We start from the raw sequence: 18,748 nt of genomic DNA on the forward strand, positions 1-18,748 counted from the left end.
TTACCAATTCTCAATTTGACAATGGAATATAGAATAGAAAAAGACACGATGGGTAAGGTGCAAGTGCCTGCCAACGTTTACTGGGGAGCTCAGACCCAACGTTCAATCATGAATTTCCCGATTGCTCAGGACATCAACAAGATGCCGAAGGAAATCATCAAGGCTTTTGCATACCTAAAAAAAGCAGCAGCGTTTGCTAACTTCGACGCTGGTGTATTGCCTGAAGAGAAAAAAAACCTTATCGCCCAAGTATGTGATGAGATTCTTGAAGGTAAATTAGATGACCAATTCCCATTAGTGGTTTGGCAAACTGGTTCGGGTACTCAATCAAACATGAACTGCAACGAGGTAATCGCTTACCGTGCTCACGTAGTAAATGGTGGTTCATTGCTTGACGAACAAAAATTTGTTCATCCGAACGACGATGTAAACAAGTCACAATCTTCAAATGATACTTTCCCAACTGCAATGCACATTGCAGCTTACAAAATCTTGTTGGAAGTAACCATTCCGGGTATCAAAACACTTCGCGATACACTAGATGCTAAAGCTAAGGCTTTCAAAGATGTTGTAAAAATTGGTCGTACTCACTTCATGGACGCAACTCCTTTGACTTTAGGTCAAGAGTTTTCTGGTTATGTATCTCAGTTAGATCATGGCTTGCGTGCTATCAACAACACTTTGGCTCACTTATCAGAGTTGGCTTTGGGTGGTACTGCCGTTGGTACGGGTATCAATACACCGAAAGGTTATGATGTAAACGTAGCTAAGCACATTGCTGACCTAACAGGTTTGCCATTTGTTACTGCTGAAAATAAATTCGAAGCTTTGGCAGCTCACGATGCTATCGTTGAAGCACACGGTGCTTTGAAAACTGTAGCAGCTAGCTTGATGAAAATTGGTAACGATATTCGTATGTTGTCATCAGGTCCTCGTTCGGGTATTGGCGAAATCTATATCCCAGACAACGAGCCAGGTTCTTCAATTATGCCAGGAAAAGTAAACCCTACTCAATGCGAAGCTATGACAATGGTGGCTGCTCAGGTAATGGGTAACGACGTGGCTATCAACATTGGTGGTTCGATGGGTCATTTTGAATTGAACGTATTCAAACCTGTAATGATTTATAACTTCTTGCACTCTGCTCGTTTGATTGGTGATGTTTGTGTTGCCTTCAACGACAAGTGTGCTGTGGGTATCGAGCCATTACACGAAAATATCAAAAAACACGTAAACAACTCGTTGATGTTGGTAACTGCTTTGAACACAAAGATTGGTTATTACAAAGCTGCTGAGATTGCTCAAACAGCTCACAAAAACGGTTCAACTTTAAAAGAAACGGCTATTGCTTTAGGTTACCTAACTGCTGAAGAATTTGACCAGTGGGTAAAACCTGAAAACATGGTTGGCGAAATCAACGTGTAATTCAATTTCATGGTATTTTTCTAAGAAAAGCCTCAAATCAAGTATGGTTTGGGGCTTTTTATTTGTACTTTATTTTGAAATCGATTTCACGAAATATTTCATGATTTTTCAAAATTTCTTCAGTAGCTTAGTATCAAATATTCCTTTTCGATGAAAAATAGGTAAATAAACAAGAAAAATATCATACCATGGAAGATGTATTAGTGAAAGAAAAATCTGAGTTTCGTAACTACGACCAAGGAGACATTACTGCTGCCGTAAAAGAGCACTATCGCAAAATGCGCACCAGACAAACTTACGATTACGTACAGGCAATGAAAAAGAAATACCTTACTTTCGACAAGCCTATGCACTTGTGGGAAGCTATGGAAAAGTTGAATGCCTTGATTGATGTAAGTGACCCAGATTTGAATTTACCTAACGTACAACATTTGCTTCAATCGGCAGAAGGTATGCGTGCTGAAGGTCGCCCAGACTGGATGCAGTTGGTTGGTTTGATTCATGACCTTGGCAAAGCTATGTACCTTTGGGGCTCAGACGAAGATGGCACTTCACAAGCAGAACAATGGGGCTTGGTTGGTGATGTTTTTGTAGTAGGCTGTCGCTTCCCTGATTCTTGTGTTTATCCTGAGTTCAACGAATTGAATCCTGATATGCACGACGAAAGATACAATACTGAGTTGGGTGTATATGAAGAAGGTTGTGGGCTTGACAACTTACATTTGGCGTGGGGACACGATGAGTATTTGTTTCAAGTTTTGCAAAACCATAAAGACAATACGATCCCAGAAGCAGGTATGGCAATGGTACGTTACCACTCGTTTTATCCTTGGCATACAGGAGGTAGCTATACAAAACTATTAAGTAAAAAAGACGAGCAATACAAAGAATGGATTAAGGATTTCAATCAGTACGACTTATATACTAAATGTCCAAAAATCTATAACCTTGACGAAATGAAAGAATACTATTTGCCAATTGCAGAGAAGTATCTTGGTTCAGGCCCGATTTATTGGTAATAGGTTAAAAAACGTTAACGATTAATGGTATATTCGTTATTTGAAAGTTCTTATAATCAACAGCATACCGACATATACATTATTAATTTAATCTCAGTTAAGTGGTAAGTTAGTGGGTAACGTGTGCTTTAGGCAACAGGCACTAGGCAAAGAGTTTAACGTGTTTTTTTTAACTACAGATATCTTTTGCAGAAAGCTAAAACCTTAAATTTTATTTTGCATACTAATTGAAGTAGTAAGAAAAATAAAATTGATAATATATCTGCGGTATAGTGATAGTATACTTCAGATTATGAGTTTATTTTGATAACAGATATACAGTTAACGAATAACTTCTTTTTACTCAAAACTAATAGCATTTTCCGTTTTTACAACTAACACCCAATTTGCTATTTTGTCTAAAAGCACAAAAAGCCAAACAATTAATTTTGTTTGGCTTTTTATATGATTGGCTGACTTACAAGGATATACGTCTTTTAAGCAGCTTTCTTTCTAATATGGCAGTAACCGAAGGTTTTCTTTCTTATGAAGAAAAATTGCTTGGATTAAACCTCGCTTTCGGTCAACTTAGCTAATAACTTGGCTTGCAATTCTATAATCTTGCGTTGCATATCCAAAACCTCTTCGGTTTTCAACACTACATATCCTGCCTGTGTTTCTTGTACGTCAGAAATATTTTGGATTTCAGATTCACCCATCAAATAAGCTACAGTCACGTTTAGAGTACGTGCCATGCGTATTAATTGTGAGTATTTTGCATCGTTTCGATTGAGAATGGCATGAAGTGTTGCCTCTGTAATATTAGATTGAATAGCTAATTGAAGAAGAGTCATCCCCCTCTCAGCGATTAGTACCCTGATTCTATCTTCAACTCGTTTCATAGTGCGTTGTGTGTTTTCATTAATAAAGTTTTAAGATAAGTATAATAAGAATTCGGAATTAAAGAATGACTATTTTATTAGTGGTGAAAAATAATCAGTTACGTATTGTTATCTCTTAATATCTCAATCTCCCATTTGAACTATTTACCTAATTAGTCTTAGGGAAAAGTAGCTTGTATTTTTCATACGTTGGCGAACACAAATATAAAAAAAAATATTATCAAGCGAGACTTGCTTAACAAAAAAAGGATATATGTACTTACATATATTTTTATACAATTCTAAGAGTTTTTAAAAATACAAGAATACATTGACAAAATCAGGCAAAACGATGCTTTATCATTTGTTAATTAATGGATTAATAAAAAACGGTTTTGAGAACCTAGTTTCTCAAAACCGTTTTAGCAATTTTAAACAATAGTGGAAATGGTATAATGGGTATTCTAAGGGTTATTAGACTGATTATGAAAGCGTCATGATTGGTATATCAGAGTGATTGACTACATCCTCGGCAATACTTCCTTTAAACCAATGCGCCAAACCAGTGCGTCCGTGTGTGTACATAAGGATTAAATCTGCTTTGATTTGATGCGCACTATCCAAAATTCCTTCTTCGACATTGGCACCATCCCAAATCTCAAAATGGTAATTTTTTAATTTGAGTTTCGAAGCTACCTTCTTCATATCCTCCTTCAGTGCATCATAATTGATTTGTCGCATGGCGGTGTCGACATATACAAAATGATACTCTATTTCGGGCATATTCAACCATTTAAAAGCTTTTTTTATAAAGTCTGTATTCTCCATATCGGTTGCTACTAACACTTTTTGAATATGGTATTCCTCTTGATTTCCTTTGATGACCAATACTGGGCAATTAGCATGACGCACGACAGATTCAGCATGTGAGCCCCCAAACATTTCTTTAATGCCTGTAGCGCCTGTAGAACCCATCACAATCAAATCTGCGTGATGCTTAAGTAAAGTCGATTCAAAGTTCTCAACACTTTCTTCTACTACCGCTTTAATTTTCAAGCCCAAAAACTTAGGGTTAGTAATTAGTCCATCTAATTCTTTTTGAGCATCGTCCAAAACACCTTTCCAAGCTGTATCAAAAGGAACCGCCACACCCATCGAATAATACGTTCCTAAACTTGCTGAAGGAAATATTTTGACTTGTAACAAGGTAATCTCAGCACCATTGTTTCTTGCCAAATCGGCAGCGACATCTAATGCTTTTAAAGAAATTTCACTAAGGTCGGTTGGCACAAGAATCTTTTTCATAGCTGTATCGTGTTTTGTTTTGTTACGGTTTGGTTTCTTTTATTGGGTTAAGAAAATCACCTCAATCTTTAAACTATCCTATTTCCTTTTTCCTTAACAAATTTTACCCAAAAAACTGAGAATCAATATGATAAGCATTGGTAGTTTTGCTGATTAATATCAAAACAAAAGCCCTCAGAATACATTGATTCTGAGGGCTTTCTGCTATATCTTACTAAGTTTTAGGCTGCCTTAGTTTTGTTTTCACTAAAGAACACAATAAACAACACCAAAACAACTGCCGCAATTCCTGCAGGAACCATCCAAACCGAAGTCCAATCGTGCGTAACTGCACCAGAGGCATCTGTTGTAGAGAATTTATCCAATACGATACCTGAGATTTTTGAACCAATCCCCATACCAATACCATAAGTTGCCAAGGTAATTAACCCTTGTGCTGAGTTTTTGATTTTATCGCCTGCTTTGTTATCTGTATAGATTTGACCTGTTACGAAGAAGAAATCATAACATACACCATGCAATACGATAGCTAAATATAAAATCCATTCTGAGCTAATACCATCGCCATATCCGAAACAAACAAAACGAATAATCCATGCTACTAATCCAACAATAAGCATTTTTTTGATACCAAATTTTGACAAAGCAAATGGAATCAACAACATGAAAAATACCTCTGATACTTGCCCTAAGGACATTTTGTTTTCAACACTACTCATGTGCGATTCTGTCAACGAAAGGTTGGCATGAGCGTAATAGAATGACAATGGAATACAAACTAATACCGATGCAATAAAGAAAATAGCATACGAACGGTCTTTGAATAAAACGAATGCCTCTGTACCTAAAATTTCCCCTAAAGAAGAAGCTTTGGCTGTTGCTTTTGGAGGAGTATCTGGTAAAAAGAAAGCAAAAATACCTAAAGCCAAAGATGTAAACATTGAAATTTGGAAGATAGTAACCTTGTCACCAATGGCATAATACCCAACAATATTGGTTACCGCAATCCAAGCAATCGTACCCAATACACGAATCGATGGAAACTCTTTCTCAGGATTTTGCATTTGGTTCATGGCAATTGAGCTCGAAAGCGCCAAGTTGGGTGCAAAAGACAAGGTATAAGCCAAAATGTACCAGAAAAATGCATCTGGATCTTTTGTCTGAATCAAGAAATAAAGTATCCCTGCGCCGATGATATTAAGTACACCCATTACTTTCTGTGCCGAGAAATAACGGTCAGAAATCATTCCCACAAAAAATGGGGCAATAATAGAGGCAATTGAAAAAGTGGCATAGGCATTCCCTGTCTGGTCACCGCTAGCACCAAGTCCAACGATTAGGTATTTACCCATTTGACCATACCATGCTCCCCATGTAAAAAACATCAGGAACATCATAACCATCAATTGAATTTTTGTAGTAGTACGCATTGTTATTTTTTATAGTTTTTGTTGGATAGAGGAGACGGCATTGGGTGTACACTCGTACGAGCACGTTTCTCCTAATTCTTCAAATATACGATTTGAGTACGATTTATTTATATGGATTTGGAGAATACAAGACAGGAATCAAGGAAATGTATAACGATAGAAGGTCTATAAGTTTGAAAACTCATAAAAAAAGAAAGTCCAAGTCTGAAGACTTGGACTAGTTACGCTTAATACTTCCAATTAGCGGGTGAATTTATTCACCCGTAATCTGATGTGGAAATCTCCCCTATTGAGCAGACGGAATATTCTTTAAAAAAGTACAAATCACTTTATCATCCTTAAAACATTCAGGGTTTCTTTTGATCAGTTCGGCTTTGTAGGCAGGCTTTTGATTACCATATATGCTAGTTATATCTGTTTTGTTTTTGGCAAAAATCAAATTCACCACGCTATCTGCCGTTTGATTCTGAATCGTACTATTTTTGAAAGTATAGGCTATATCTTTTTCTTTCAAAACTGATTTTGGCAAAGGATTCAAAGGTGGAATTTCTACCTTTGGAGGCGCTACCGGAATGGGCGCTGGGAGTACTGGTGTTACTGCTACCGTTGGAGCCGTTGATACGGCATTGTATCGTTCATATTCTCGGTAGCCTGCATATCCACAGGTGAGCAATAAGACGATAGATAAGCCTCTCCAAAATTGATATGAGCTTAGTATGGAGGTATCCTCCTCCTCAGGATAACTGATATCGGGTGATTCGAAGGGATTATCCGTTTTGGGCTTACTGTTGGATAATTGTTTGAGTTGTGCTTTCAACTCATTATACTTTTTGACTAAATCGTTGTGTTCGGCAATGAGCTTATTTTGATTTACTTTTTTCTGAAAAATAGATACATCCCAATTTCTTGGGGTGATTTCTTCAGGAGTATTCTTCTCTGGTGAGGTATTTTTATTTTTCTGAAAAGAAGGGTTTTTACTTTTTTGTTGTTCAAAACGCTCTATTTCCTTCGCTGCTTTTCTTTTTTCTATTTCTGCTAAAAATTGCTCAGAATTGATGAAAGTATATAGACCTTTTTCAATCACATAATTGGCAATATCGACCGAGTCGGTGAAATAAATAGTATCAAAATCGCTGAGTAAATAGGCACTTTTTTGTAAAAATAGATTTAACTCTGAAGACAAATCACAATAGACTACCAGAAAATTATTTCTTGTTTTTTGAAATAAAGTGGCATCTAAAGCTTTAAAATTTAAGTCAAGCTTGTTGAGATCTTTGGGCTCACGAACAATCAATTCGTCAGAATGCTTCACTTGAAGCACATGGTTGATAATATTACGCTGTTCGGCAATAATATCAGCATGAAACTCGTCGAGACATGAAATCACCAAAGGCTCTTCACAGTTGGTGTTGAAAAAAGTAATACTCGACCCAATAAAAGTGCCTCCTCTATCGGAGTGCTGTTCGCGTGCAAACGAATATTGAGTATAAGACAAAGCCTTGGCACCGTTGGCAACTTCTTTTCTAATCGAATATAAATTTGCCTGAGGGTAAATTGTAATCGCATTGGTATTGAGGTCAAATGACTTCAAATAGCGAGAATTCGGGTTATTTAAAAAGAAGGTTTGCTTAAATCCGTTAGGAATTCCAAAAGTACCAAAAGCCAATAAATCAATCGAAGTGGACATAGTCAAGTGGTTTATTTGCCAAAAAATCTTTCCCAGAATGTACCTTCATAGTTGATATCGACACCCACAATGCTACGATACAACCATTCGGACAATACTTTTGCGGTTTGGAGATTCAACTTGGTTAGTCGCTCCTCGCCTATCGAGTTTTTCTCAATATGTCCGATTGTATAAAAAGATTTGTTTAAACCGTAGGTATCCATTCGTTGGCTAGTCATAGGCATACGGTCACGAATAAAATTATCTAGCTGTTCGACACTCGATACACCCATCGAGCCAGATTTATCCCATTTTGACACCACTAATATAGCATTGACTGATTTCAGACTTTTTCCTTTTCTTTCGAGTTCGTTCAAAAAGCTCATCATCAAGGCATCGTCATTGTGTGCAGTGTCGTAGTCTGTCACCAAAATAAAATTAAGAGGAATATTGGCATTCAAGTATTCGTCGATACTGCTATGGTAATTGCCTCCACGACGAATTTCGTAGTGATTTTCGCCAGAAGTTTCCAAAAAAGTTAGCTTGATAGGCGGTACTTTTTTGGATTTATTATTAGGTTCAAAAATCAAATCAATACGTGTCACACGGTCACGGGTGGTACGATTGGGTAAAACTCCTTTTCGGATATTATCCAAAAAATCAAATAGTAAAACCTCTGCTTCTTTGCTATTGGGCGTATCAAGTTTGGGACGTAAAACACCAGCCTGCGAACTTAAATAATACAACATCGAAGACAAAATCACCGACTTCCCACTTTCGGCAGTACCAAAGAAAAACACAAAATTACTATCCTGCATTTGTATAGAAGGAGAAGTAGTTTGAGCCATAGGTACAAAATCGCTGTCGTTATCCATTGGCGATTTGGTACTGATGGGAGTTAATATCTTTTTATCGTTATTCATGGAGAAAAATTAAGTTAATATTACTTGCAATAAGCAATAGGCTTTCGGCTTTCAGCTGTGGGCATTCGGCAAAAACATATCTGTGATTAACTCTCTGCCTAGTGCCTATTGTTGGCAACATTGATTTTATTTTGCTGACCTACTTAATATGCTATAATCTTTAAGCCAAAAAGCTTCATTGAATTCATAGGGAATATTTTTGCCGAAAGCCCATCGCTGAAAGTCGAAAGCCCAAAAATTGCATTTTAAAACTCTTTGCCTAGTGCCTGTTGCCTATTCCCTAAATATTCTAATTATTCGGAATCAGTACATTTCCACTTCTTTTGTGGGTGAATACACTTCCGCCATTGTTGTTATTATCGCCTGATTTGGTAACTAATAACAAAATAATAGGAATGATAAAATCGAGAAGAATACAGCCCAACAACACGACCAACTGATATACGCCAAAGTTTTGAACCGCGTGGTCGAAAGCATAACCGATTTTGCCAATATCTTGCGTATTTGATTCTTTAGGCTCAAATTTGAATTTTTCTTCGCCTAAAATATTCGTGGCTTTTTGACCAAGCTTGTTGTATTCTGCCAAAGATTGGTCAATAACGCCTTGTGCTTGTTCGTCTTTGTCCTTTTTAGGTAATAATAATATCTCCTGAATCTTATCACTCCATTTCTTAGTAGCAGCACTCAAATCTGTTTTTAACTTAGCTTCCTCTGGCGAAAGGTCAGAAACGATACCATCTATTTGTCGGCCCATACGGTCGGCCAAATCGGCGTAGTCATTACCTACAGGACGAAGAATATCAACTTTTTGACCCAATAATTTTTCCAAATCCTTTATCAACATACGAGCACGATTTCCCATGCCAGGATTTCCTTTGTCCTGAATCTGCTCCATCAATTGCTTTTTCTTAGTTTCTACATTCTGAGCAGTCGCTTTATCATATTTATAGTTGAATTTGGCATTCACATCCGCTTCCAGCTTGTCGAAACGAGCGTTAATATCGCGCAGTTCGGCAGTGTAAATATCCGTGCGCATGAAGCGTGTGTACAAGGCATTGAAGTTTGCCATAAAGCAAAATAGTGCAATAAACGAATACACTGCCATTAATTTGCCTGTTGGGCGACCCGTAAGTTTGGCTTCACGAAGCAACCAACATAGGTAAAGTAACAACAGGGACAATGCAAGCGAAATAACAATAGCCGCATGACCAAAAATCTGCTCTAATCCTTGCCAAGTTTGATAAAAACTTACACTTACCAATAGAAGTGCTAAACCTCCCAAGAATAAATCAGACGCAGTGATTCTTTGATTTCCCATAAATTTTGACTGTTTGAATTTTAACATTTCACCTATTACAAAGTGAACCAAGTTTATTTTGTTTGATTGAAAAGATGCTATCCGTTAATAGTATTATTGTTGTTAGGAGTCACTCAAGGTCAAAGAGTTAAGTCTCCGATTTGGCACAAAAACACTACTTTATTTCCTATAGGACAAAATGGATAGTTGGCGATAGTATAACGTCTGATGCTTCGAAAAATTGGTTGAATTTCAGAAGAATACAAGCCCCGTTATATATGTCTAAATTAGGACTTGCTCAAAGACTGTTATACAATTAAATGATGTATGCCAATAAATGCTCGTTGGATGGTAAAATGACTAGCTCAATAGTTGGAGAGCAGCAAAGATTATTGAAAAGCGTTGAGCAAAAAGTGATTGGAGTATTAGAAAAGCACATGATTATACAAGAGATAAAGTGAATAGTCGATAAATTGATTTATCTCTAAATATAACGCCAGCCAGCCCCTCAAAGGCATAGGCAGGATAAGGTTTGGGATGAATTTGGGGTTTTATGGGGTGAAAAGACTGTTAGGCAACATTTGTAGAAAAGGTAGCGCTTTGGCATAATCTAGTTCTGTATATTCTAAACCTAATAATCTTATATTTTGATAGTAGGTATTATGATGTTGGTAATAGTACTTTTCGGACTGAATAAACCATGATTTCTCTCCCAAAAAATGGGCTAAAAACCATTTTTCTAATAACCTTGCACTTCTTCCGTTGCCGTCATTCCAAGGATGGATTTTGACAAAAACTAGGTGCACCATACTCGCAAAATAAAATACCTCTTCAAAACTTAAATCTTGCTTAAGCAAATTATCTAAGTCTTCATAAAATAGCTCTAACTCTCTATTCACAATAAAGGGAGAGGCAGCCACATACTCTATTCTACCATCGGAGGTAGTTACATACATATTTTGTGTGCGAACTCGACCGTGATAAGCCTCCGATAGAATGTGTTTACTGAGCAACTGATGAACAACTTGGATATGCTCCTGATTCATATCATGACTCTTGGCGTAGGTATAGGCGTTATACAAATCGTCAATTTTTTTTGTATAATCAGGTAAAAACTCTAATCCAAATCTTTTGTACTTGATATAAGAATCTAACTCTATTTCCTCCCCTTCTATTTTGCTAGAAAACACAGAAGCTACTGAGGTATAAAAACTAAAAGTATCTGTTGATATTTCGGCATCATGCAACTGTTCAAAAGCCTCCTTGACCTTCACTGGAAAGGATTCAAGATATACTTCTAACAAATCTGTTGGGATAATTTTCAGTTGGTTTTCCATAAAACAACAATTTTCAATGTATGATACAAAGGTATTTCGGTTCACGTTCTCTTCCTAAATCGTTTGACTCCTTTTTAGTATCTCTGTTTTAAATAAAAAAACTGCACAAGTCTTTCAATTCTTGTGCAGTTTTGATAATTACTAGCTTAGTTTTTTGTAGGCTTCTTTGAAATGCTCAAATTCGGTTTGTAAAATTTTCATTTCTGACTCAAAATATTGGAAATCACAAACTTTAGCTTTGACTTCAATATGCCTTGTTATTTCATGCAAGCGCGAAGCACCGAGTGTTCCAGAGTTACCCTTGAGCGTATGAAGTTCGCCTTGTACTTTTTTGCAGTTATTTTCATAATATCCTTCTATCGCATTTTGGATTTGCTCTTCAGCCTCAGCTTCAAATCCTTCCAAAATCGAAGCGACAAATTCCATATCTCCACCCACACTATCAGACAATTGTTTAATGATTTCAGTATCTATCACAGGAAAAATATCTGATACATGAAAATCTGAAATCAAGGAAACGGTTGCATCTTCTGCTTTGGAATGCTCCGCTGCTGGTGTCTCAATTATTATAGGAACTTCTACTTTTGCCTCCGCAGTCTCTGGTTTTATTTCTACAACCTTAGGCTGTTTTGGTCGTTTTGTAGCATTTCGGTCTATCCATTCTTGCACTTTCCTGACCAAAATTTCTGCTCTGATTGGTTTTGCTACATAGTCATTCATTCCTGCCGCCAAGAAGCGATCACGGTCTTCTTTCATGGCGTAAGCTGTCATGGCAATGATTGGTGGTAAATCTATAGATAATTTTCTCAAATGCTGGGTAGTTTCGACACCATCCATTTCTGGCATTTGAATATCCATAAAAATCATATCATACGCTCGATCAAGATGCGAAGCTTCTACCAACTGAATGGCTCGTGTACCGCTATCGGCCGTAATTACCTCACAACCTGATTTTCGTAAAATTTCACTGGCTACTTTACGGTTTGTGGCATTATCGTCGACCAACAACAAGTGAGGATGGTATTCTTTGAAATGATTTACTACTTGGAATTGCTCTTCTTTCTTTTTCACCGAAACAGGACTAATATCAGTCTGCTTGATTTCGATAATAAACCAAAAAGTACTACCATGTCCCCAATCAGACATAACGCCAATATCACCTTTCATCAAGCGACAAAGCTCTTTTGAAATAGCCAATCCCAAACCAGTTCCTCCAAATGATTTCTTGGTAGAGTTATCTACCTGCTGGAAGGCATTGAAAAGCATTTTGAGATTTTCTTGGGTAATACCAATTCCTGAGTCTTTTACCTCAACCTTGATTCTATTGAATTTACCTCGTTTTTCAAGTAAGCTCACATTGATATCTACCGTACCATTTTCGGTAAATTTCAAGGCGTTCGAAGTAAGGTTTGATAAAATTTGTAGTAAACGAGTTTCGTCGGCAATGACATATTCAGGGATATTTGATCCAAAATTACAATGAATTCGGTTACCTTTATTAGCTGCGATTTGAGAGAACAATGCCAATAATCTGTCAAATACATCCTTGAAAACAATAGGCGCTTCATGCAAGACCATTTTACCTGCCTCGATTTTTGCCAAATCCAAAATATCATTGAGGATGTGTAATAACGTTTCAGATGATTTTTTGATCGTCAATACATAATCCTTTTGTTCTTCGTCAAGCGAGGTATCATTGAGCAAATCAATCATACCGATTACGCCGTTCATTGGCGTACGGATTTCATGACTCATGTTCGCCAAGAAACGTTCTTTAACCTTTAAGGAGCGCTCGGCTTCATCTTTGGCTTTTACGATGTCTTCTTGATACTTTTTGAGGTCAGTAATATCACGTCCGATACCCGATACCTCTTCAATCATACCGTTTTTGAGCAAGATCGGATTCAGGTAAATTTCTACCCATTTCTCTTCACCTTCAACGGTTTCTAGCTGAATCTCGAAATGTTGTTTCTCGCCTCTAAAAGCTTCCTTATATCTATCTTCTAAGATTTTACGGTCTTCTTTGGTCACCATTTGAAAACCTAACTTTTCGGTACTCAAAGTTAATTGAGGACGAATTTTGATACGATTTTCAAGCAAACGAGAATATTCTTGATTGAAAGATGTCAGCAACATTTTGCGATTGACCGACCACATTAAGTGCGAACTACCTTCAAAAATGGCATTCAAACGAGCTGTTTCGCGTGCTAAAGCATCTTCTGCTTGTTTACGAGCAATTGCCAGCGCCACCTGCCCCGAAATAAAGTCGAGCAATTCCAAATCTCGTTGCTCATATTTATTTTGGCGCTCGTAGGACTTCACACCAATGATACCCGTAGTTCTGTCACCAATTTTGAGCGGTACGCAAAGCATGACCTTCGGCACTGTTCCGTACAGGTAAATCTGTTTCGAACGCCCTAGCTCCTCTATTTGCTCATCGTACAACATCAATGGTCGATTGGCAGCAATCGCATATTCCGTCAGACCATTGCCTAATTTACGCTTGGTAAAATGTACACGGTTGTCGAAATACTCATCGACGTAATAAGGAAAATATAAATAGCTTTGCTGTGGGTCGTATTGAGCAATAAAGAAGTTTTTTACGTCAATTACTTCGCCTAGTTCTTTATGAATATTGGAATACAAATCATCCAAATTGGTCGAATTGATAGCAGCTTGAGCAATACTTGCATACAGTTTGGAAGCACGCTCGGCACGAACTTTAGCGGTTGAGTTGTGGAAAATACAACGAAACGCTGTGGCTTTATCACCTTCAAAACGACAGTTAACCGAACCCGACAAATACAATCGACGACCATCTTTGCGACGGAAAACGGTTTCGAAATCGGCAATTTTTTCCCCGTTCTTGATTCGTTCAAATTTCTTGAGCGTTTCGTCTGCAAAATCTGGGTGCAATACATCACGCAGATTAAGACTCGCCAGCTCGTCAGACTCGTAACCCATTTTTTCTTGCCATGACTTATTGACATACAAGAAACGACCCGATATGCTGATGATTTGAATTAAATCGGAGGTATTATTTACCAAATCCTGTAATTGTGAGTTGGAGCGAGAAAGCGCCTCTGCTACCTTTTTGCGCTCAGTAATATCCTCGCCAATGATTGTGAGATATTTTGCTTCGTCAAAATCATTAAATATCACGGAGTTGAGCTCCACATGACGCATTTGCCCGTTTTTGGCAAGCATCGTTCTTTCTTTTTGGTCAAATACCCCTCCATTTTCCATGGCAGTACCAAAAGCCAAAATACGAGCATTACGCTCGCCTTCTGGCACCAAAAATTCAAAGAAATTTTCCCCAACTAATTCTTCAGATGTATAACCTAATAATTTGGTCGCATAGCTATTACAAAAAACAATTGTACCATCTTCTTCCAGAATCATCCCGAAGAGGTTCATACTATCGACGGTTTTTCGTAAATCAAAAACGGTATTACCTGCAGCCGAATTTGCTTTTTCGTTACTCTCTAAAACGTGTAGTTCTTTTTTGAGATGACGAATTTCTAAAATGAGTTCTTCTTTTGTTTTGTGAGACCAACGCATAATTAATCAGACTAGAGATTAGGAGATTGTGATTGGAAAGTATTCAATCAAATGATTTTCTCGGTATCATTATACCTTAAAAGTACAAAATTCGCCGTAATTTTATGGAATAAATTTACAGTTGCGTCATGTAGTGTACTTGAGACACTCTCTGCAACCAAAAGATACTCATATAATTTGGACAAGGTAAAAGCAAAAAAGAACCTAGGTCAGCATTTCTTGCGCGACCTATCGGCGGCTCAACGTATCGTAGAGCTGATGTCTTGCCACGGAGGATACAAAAAAGTCCTTGAGATTGGCCCGGGCATGGGAGTTTTAACACAATATTTACTTACGCATAAAGAGTACGAAACATCTGTTGTCGAACTTGACAGAGAATCTGTGGAGTATCTCAAGGTTCATTATCCAGATTTAACGCCAAGAATTCATTCTGCAGACTTTCTGCGTTTGAATTTGAACGAACTTATGGGCAATGAAATTTTTGGAATCGTAGGAAACTTCCCATACAATATCTCTTCTCAAATCTTTTTCAAGGTTTTAGAAAATAAAGATATGATTCCTGAAATTGTGGGAATGCTCCAAAAAGAAGTTGCTGTGCGTATTGCGTCAAAACCTGGCAATAAAGATTATGGTATTTTGAGCGTATTGCTTCAGGCTTTTTACGATATTGAGTACAGTTTCTCCTTAGGACCGGGGGCTTTTGACCCACCTCCAAAAGTAAACTCGGGCGTAATTCGGTTGCGTCGTAATGGCGTTACAGACTTAGGCTGTGATGAAAGAAAGTTTTTTGCCGTAGTAAAAATGGGCTTCAATCAGCGCCGTAAAACTTTGCGTAATGCCTTGCGTGCTATGCAAATCGCTGACCATCCTTTATTGAACAAACGTGCAGAACAATTGGGTGTAGCCGAGTTTGTGGAACTTACCAACATGATTGGCACAAAGGTTATTGAAAGTCCTGAAACAGAAGAATCTGGCGAAGAAGAGCAAGAATAATTATGAAATTTGACGTTTTATCCAACACCCTATTAAGACAAATCGCCCTCATCTTGAGTATTTTGTTACTCGGAGGCTTATTGTTTACGCACCTCGGTAGCTTTATTCCAGCGCTGTTGGGAGCGTACACACTTTATATTTTATTAGGAGGTTGGGTAAAGAAAATGGAGGAAAAATGGAAACTCTCAAGAATCATCGCCATTGTTATTGTGATGCTTGGTTCTTTCTTGATGTTTTTACTTCCTCTGTACTTTGTTGGACAAGTTTTATTCCATAGTCATACACTTGCTTTGGATCAATACAGTTCGTTTTTCAAAGCTGTAAAAGGTTTTGTCGAACAAATTGAAGTCAAATATCAGGTAAACTTATTGGATGAAAAGTCGCTTGACAAAGTCTTTTCATGGCTTACGCAAAGTGCTACGCAACTCCTTAATGGGGCTGTTAATGGCATCACGGGTATTTTCTTGAGTTATCTCATATTGTATTTCATGTTGCGTGAAAGAGAATTGCTCGACAAAACACTTATCAAGATTTTTCCGCTCAATCAAGAAAACTCTGAACAGCTTTTAGGCGAAGTCAACAAACTAGTATTTTCTAACGCCATCGGTATTCCAGTGATTGGGATAGTTCAAGGCGTCACAGGTTTGTTGATTTATTTAATTTTGGGTGTTCCCAATGCAGTTTTATGGTTTTTGGTGACATGTATCGTTTCAATGATTCCTATTTTGGGGTCAGCATTGGCCTATATTCCAGTATCTATCTTATTATTTGCTAGCCACGAAAACGTAAGAGGTTTCATTATGCTACTTTATGGTTTTTTCGTTATAGGTTCGGTAGATAATATTTTTAGAATCTGGTTACAAAACAAATTAGGCGACACTCACCCTTTGATTACGCTTTTTGGGGTAATCGTCGGGGTACAACTCTGGGGTTTTACAGGACTCATATTTGGTCCTATCTTATTCTCTCTTTTCCTATTGTTGAGCACTTATTATGGAAAAGAGTTTCAAGGTAAGGATGAAAATAACCCCTAGGGCTTAATGTAGAATTGTGGATTTGAGATTTCTGATTTCGGAATTTCTGCTATTAATCTTGTACGAAAAATTAGTTTTGTCTTGAAAACAAAATTGCATTAATACGCTTTAGGTCATAAGCAATAGGCTTTAGGCAAAAGATGTATTAATGATTTTATTAGAAATACTCTTAGCTCATGGCATATAGCCTAATGCCTATCGCGGGTAAACTAATATCTTTCTTTCGTACAGCCCTAATCTGCTATCCGAAACTCTACATGAAGCGTTATGAGCTAGGCTAAACAGCTTAGCAACATTCTGCCAAGTGCCGAATGCCCATACATAGCCCAAACCTCCACTTTGTCTCTTTGTATCTGTTCTCTTTATCCCTTTAATTAAACATTTTATCACTTCAGCAATGGAATTAACGAATCAACATCTGCCTTTTGAGCTAACGAAAGAGTACCTAGAAAAGATACAGGCAGCCATTTCGGAACAGAATAACGAGTTTATCCGTACCGAAATGGAAGAGCTATTTCCTGCTGATATTACCAATATTTTATATGAGCTTGAAGGAGAAGAAGCTCATTATCTTGTTACGCTTCTAGATACCAAACTGGCTGCCGAAATTATCATTAATCTCGACCCAGATGACCGCAAGAAATTCCTCAAAAACTTTACCTCACAGCAAATTGCGGAATACGTCGACTTGCTCGACTCAGATGATGCGGTGGATATCCTCAACGAACAACCTGTGAATGTTCGTGAAGAGGTAATAGCCTTGGTAAGCGACCGAGAGCAAGCTCGCTTTATTATTGACCTTTTACACTACGATGAAGATTGTGCAGGAGGTTTGATGCAAAAAGAGCTGGTAAAAATCAACGTAAAACAAAGTGTAACTGAATGTGTAGAAGAAATTCGTCGTCAGGCAGAGGATGTCGAAAATGTGTATTCGGTATATGTAGTAGATGATGAAGGTACACTTTTGGGAAGGGCTTCGCTCAAAAAAATCATTTTGGCAAAACGTGGTTCTAAGATTGCAGATATTTTTACGGATGATATTGTATCGGTAAAAACGACGGCTACGGGCGAAGAAGTAGCAGATATTATGCAAAAATACGATTTGGACGCTGTGCCTGTAGTCAATATTCAAGGACGCTTGCTAGGTCGTATTACGATTGACGACGTCGTGGATTTTATCACCGAACAAGCGCATGAAGATGTACAAGCCATGGCGGGTATATCGGAGGACGTGGAAGAAGATGACTCAGTATGGAAGTTAGTACGTTCGAGATTGCCTTGGTTGTTGATTGGTATGACAGGAAGCTTTTTGGCAGCAAAAATCATTGGTGTTTTTGATGGCGAAGTAGCAAGAACTCCTGCCCTAGCCGCTTTTATTCCTTTGATTGGTTCAACGGGTGGTAATGTTGGGATTCAGTCATCGGCATTGATTGTACAAAGTTTGGCCGATAAATCAGGTATAGATACCTCGCTGACAGAGCGCTTAAAAAAGGTTTTATTAGTATCTCTTCTCAACGGACTTATCGCTGCGACATTTGCGTTTTTGGGTACTTTAGTTTTAGAACATGAAAATACCATTTCATTGGTTATGTCACTTTCGATTTTCTCGATTGTAATGCTTGCTTCTTTTATGGGAACAATTACGCCTTTGGTCCTCAACCAATTTGACATTAACCCTGCCGTAGCCTCAGGCCCATTTATTACGACTACCAATGACTTATTGGGTTATGGAGTGTACTTCCTGATTGTTTATATGCTCATATAAGTTATCAGGCATTAGGAAATAGGCAAAGAGTTTACCACAGACATACTTTTGTCAAAAGCCCACAGCCGAAAGCCGTAAGCTCAAAGTTGTACTTGCCTAGCGCCTACGGCCTATTACCTAAAGCCAATTAATT

The 18,748-nt window shown here is 37.8% G+C and carries 13 protein-coding genes; 5 read left to right on the forward strand and 8 right to left on the reverse strand.

Annotated elements, in window-relative coordinates; genetic code table 11:
- The first annotated feature begins 21 nt into the window (after nt 1-21).
- A complete protein-coding gene (gene fumC / locus QM524_RS08590) occupies nt 22-1,425 on the forward strand; it encodes a class II fumarate hydratase (RefSeq protein ID WP_166580131.1) in 1,404 nt (467 codons plus the stop codon).
- Nucleotides 1,426-1,613: 188 nt separating this feature from the next.
- Nucleotides 1,614-2,444, forward strand: a complete 831-nt coding sequence (locus tag QM524_RS08595; RefSeq protein WP_095167362.1) for an inositol oxygenase family protein — start codon at nt 1,614-1,616, stop codon at nt 2,442-2,444.
- A 545-nt stretch (nt 2,445-2,989) separates the two neighbouring features.
- Here QM524_RS08595 and QM524_RS08600 read toward each other — a convergent pair.
- The 8 genes from QM524_RS08600 to QM524_RS08635 form a co-directional block, all read right to left on the reverse strand.
- Nucleotides 2,990-3,325, reverse strand: a complete 336-nt coding sequence (locus tag QM524_RS08600; RefSeq protein ID WP_095167360.1) for a helix-turn-helix domain-containing protein — start codon at nt 3,323-3,325, stop codon at nt 2,990-2,992.
- A gap of 462 nt (nt 3,326-3,787) precedes the next feature.
- Complete coding sequence (locus QM524_RS08605; protein WP_283344240.1) at nt 3,788-4,609, reverse strand: universal stress protein; 822 nt, start codon at nt 4,607-4,609, stop codon at nt 3,788-3,790.
- Nucleotides 4,610-4,830: 221 nt separating this feature from the next.
- Nucleotides 4,831-6,039, reverse strand: coding sequence for a nucleoside permease (locus tag QM524_RS08610; protein ID WP_095167356.1), 1,209 nt, complete (start codon nt 6,037-6,039; stop codon nt 4,831-4,833).
- 286 nt (nt 6,040-6,325) lie between these two features.
- Complete coding sequence (locus QM524_RS08615; protein WP_283344241.1) at nt 6,326-7,726, reverse strand: hypothetical protein; 1,401 nt, start codon at nt 7,724-7,726, stop codon at nt 6,326-6,328.
- Between the two features lie 11 nt (nt 7,727-7,737).
- Nucleotides 7,738-8,628, reverse strand: a complete 891-nt coding sequence (locus QM524_RS08620; protein ID WP_095167352.1) for a hypothetical protein — start codon at nt 8,626-8,628, stop codon at nt 7,738-7,740.
- Between the two features lie 289 nt (nt 8,629-8,917).
- Nucleotides 8,918-9,946 (reverse strand): hypothetical protein, encoded by a 1,029-nt coding sequence (locus QM524_RS08625; protein ID WP_166580128.1) that lies wholly within the window; start codon nt 9,944-9,946, stop codon nt 8,918-8,920.
- 530 nt (nt 9,947-10,476) lie between these two features.
- Nucleotides 10,477-11,262 (reverse strand): Fic family protein, encoded by a 786-nt coding sequence (locus QM524_RS08630; protein ID WP_283344242.1) that lies wholly within the window; start codon nt 11,260-11,262, stop codon nt 10,477-10,479.
- A 141-nt stretch (nt 11,263-11,403) separates the two neighbouring features.
- On the reverse strand, nt 11,404-14,823 hold the full coding sequence (locus tag QM524_RS08635) for a PAS domain S-box protein (protein WP_283344243.1): 3,420 nt from the start codon (nt 14,821-14,823) through the stop codon (nt 11,404-11,406).
- Nucleotides 14,824-15,000: 177 nt separating this feature from the next.
- Here QM524_RS08635 and rsmA point away from each other — a divergent pair, with 177 nt between their 5' ends.
- From rsmA to mgtE, 3 genes are all read left to right on the forward strand, one after another.
- Nucleotides 15,001-15,816: a 16S rRNA (adenine(1518)-N(6)/adenine(1519)-N(6))-dimethyltransferase RsmA gene (gene rsmA, locus QM524_RS08640; protein ID WP_283344244.1), complete on the forward strand. Its 816-nt coding sequence runs from the start codon at nt 15,001-15,003 to the stop codon at nt 15,814-15,816.
- Between the two features lie 2 nt (nt 15,817-15,818).
- The gene (locus tag QM524_RS08645; RefSeq protein WP_283344245.1) at nt 15,819-16,850 is read left to right on the forward strand and encodes an AI-2E family transporter; all 1,032 of its coding nucleotides are present in this window, start codon (nt 15,819-15,821) and stop codon (nt 16,848-16,850) included.
- Nucleotides 16,851-17,268: 418 nt separating this feature from the next.
- Nucleotides 17,269-18,615 carry a magnesium transporter gene (gene mgtE, locus QM524_RS08650; RefSeq protein WP_095167495.1) on the forward strand — a complete coding sequence of 449 codons (1,347 nt, stop codon included), beginning with the start codon at nt 17,269-17,271 and terminating at the stop codon, nt 18,613-18,615.
- Nucleotides 18,616-18,748: the final 133 nt, after the last annotated feature.

The sequence above is a fragment of the Flectobacillus roseus genome (genome assembly GCF_030056595.1).
Classification (GTDB): domain Bacteria; phylum Bacteroidota; class Bacteroidia; order Cytophagales; family Spirosomataceae; genus Flectobacillus; species Flectobacillus roseus.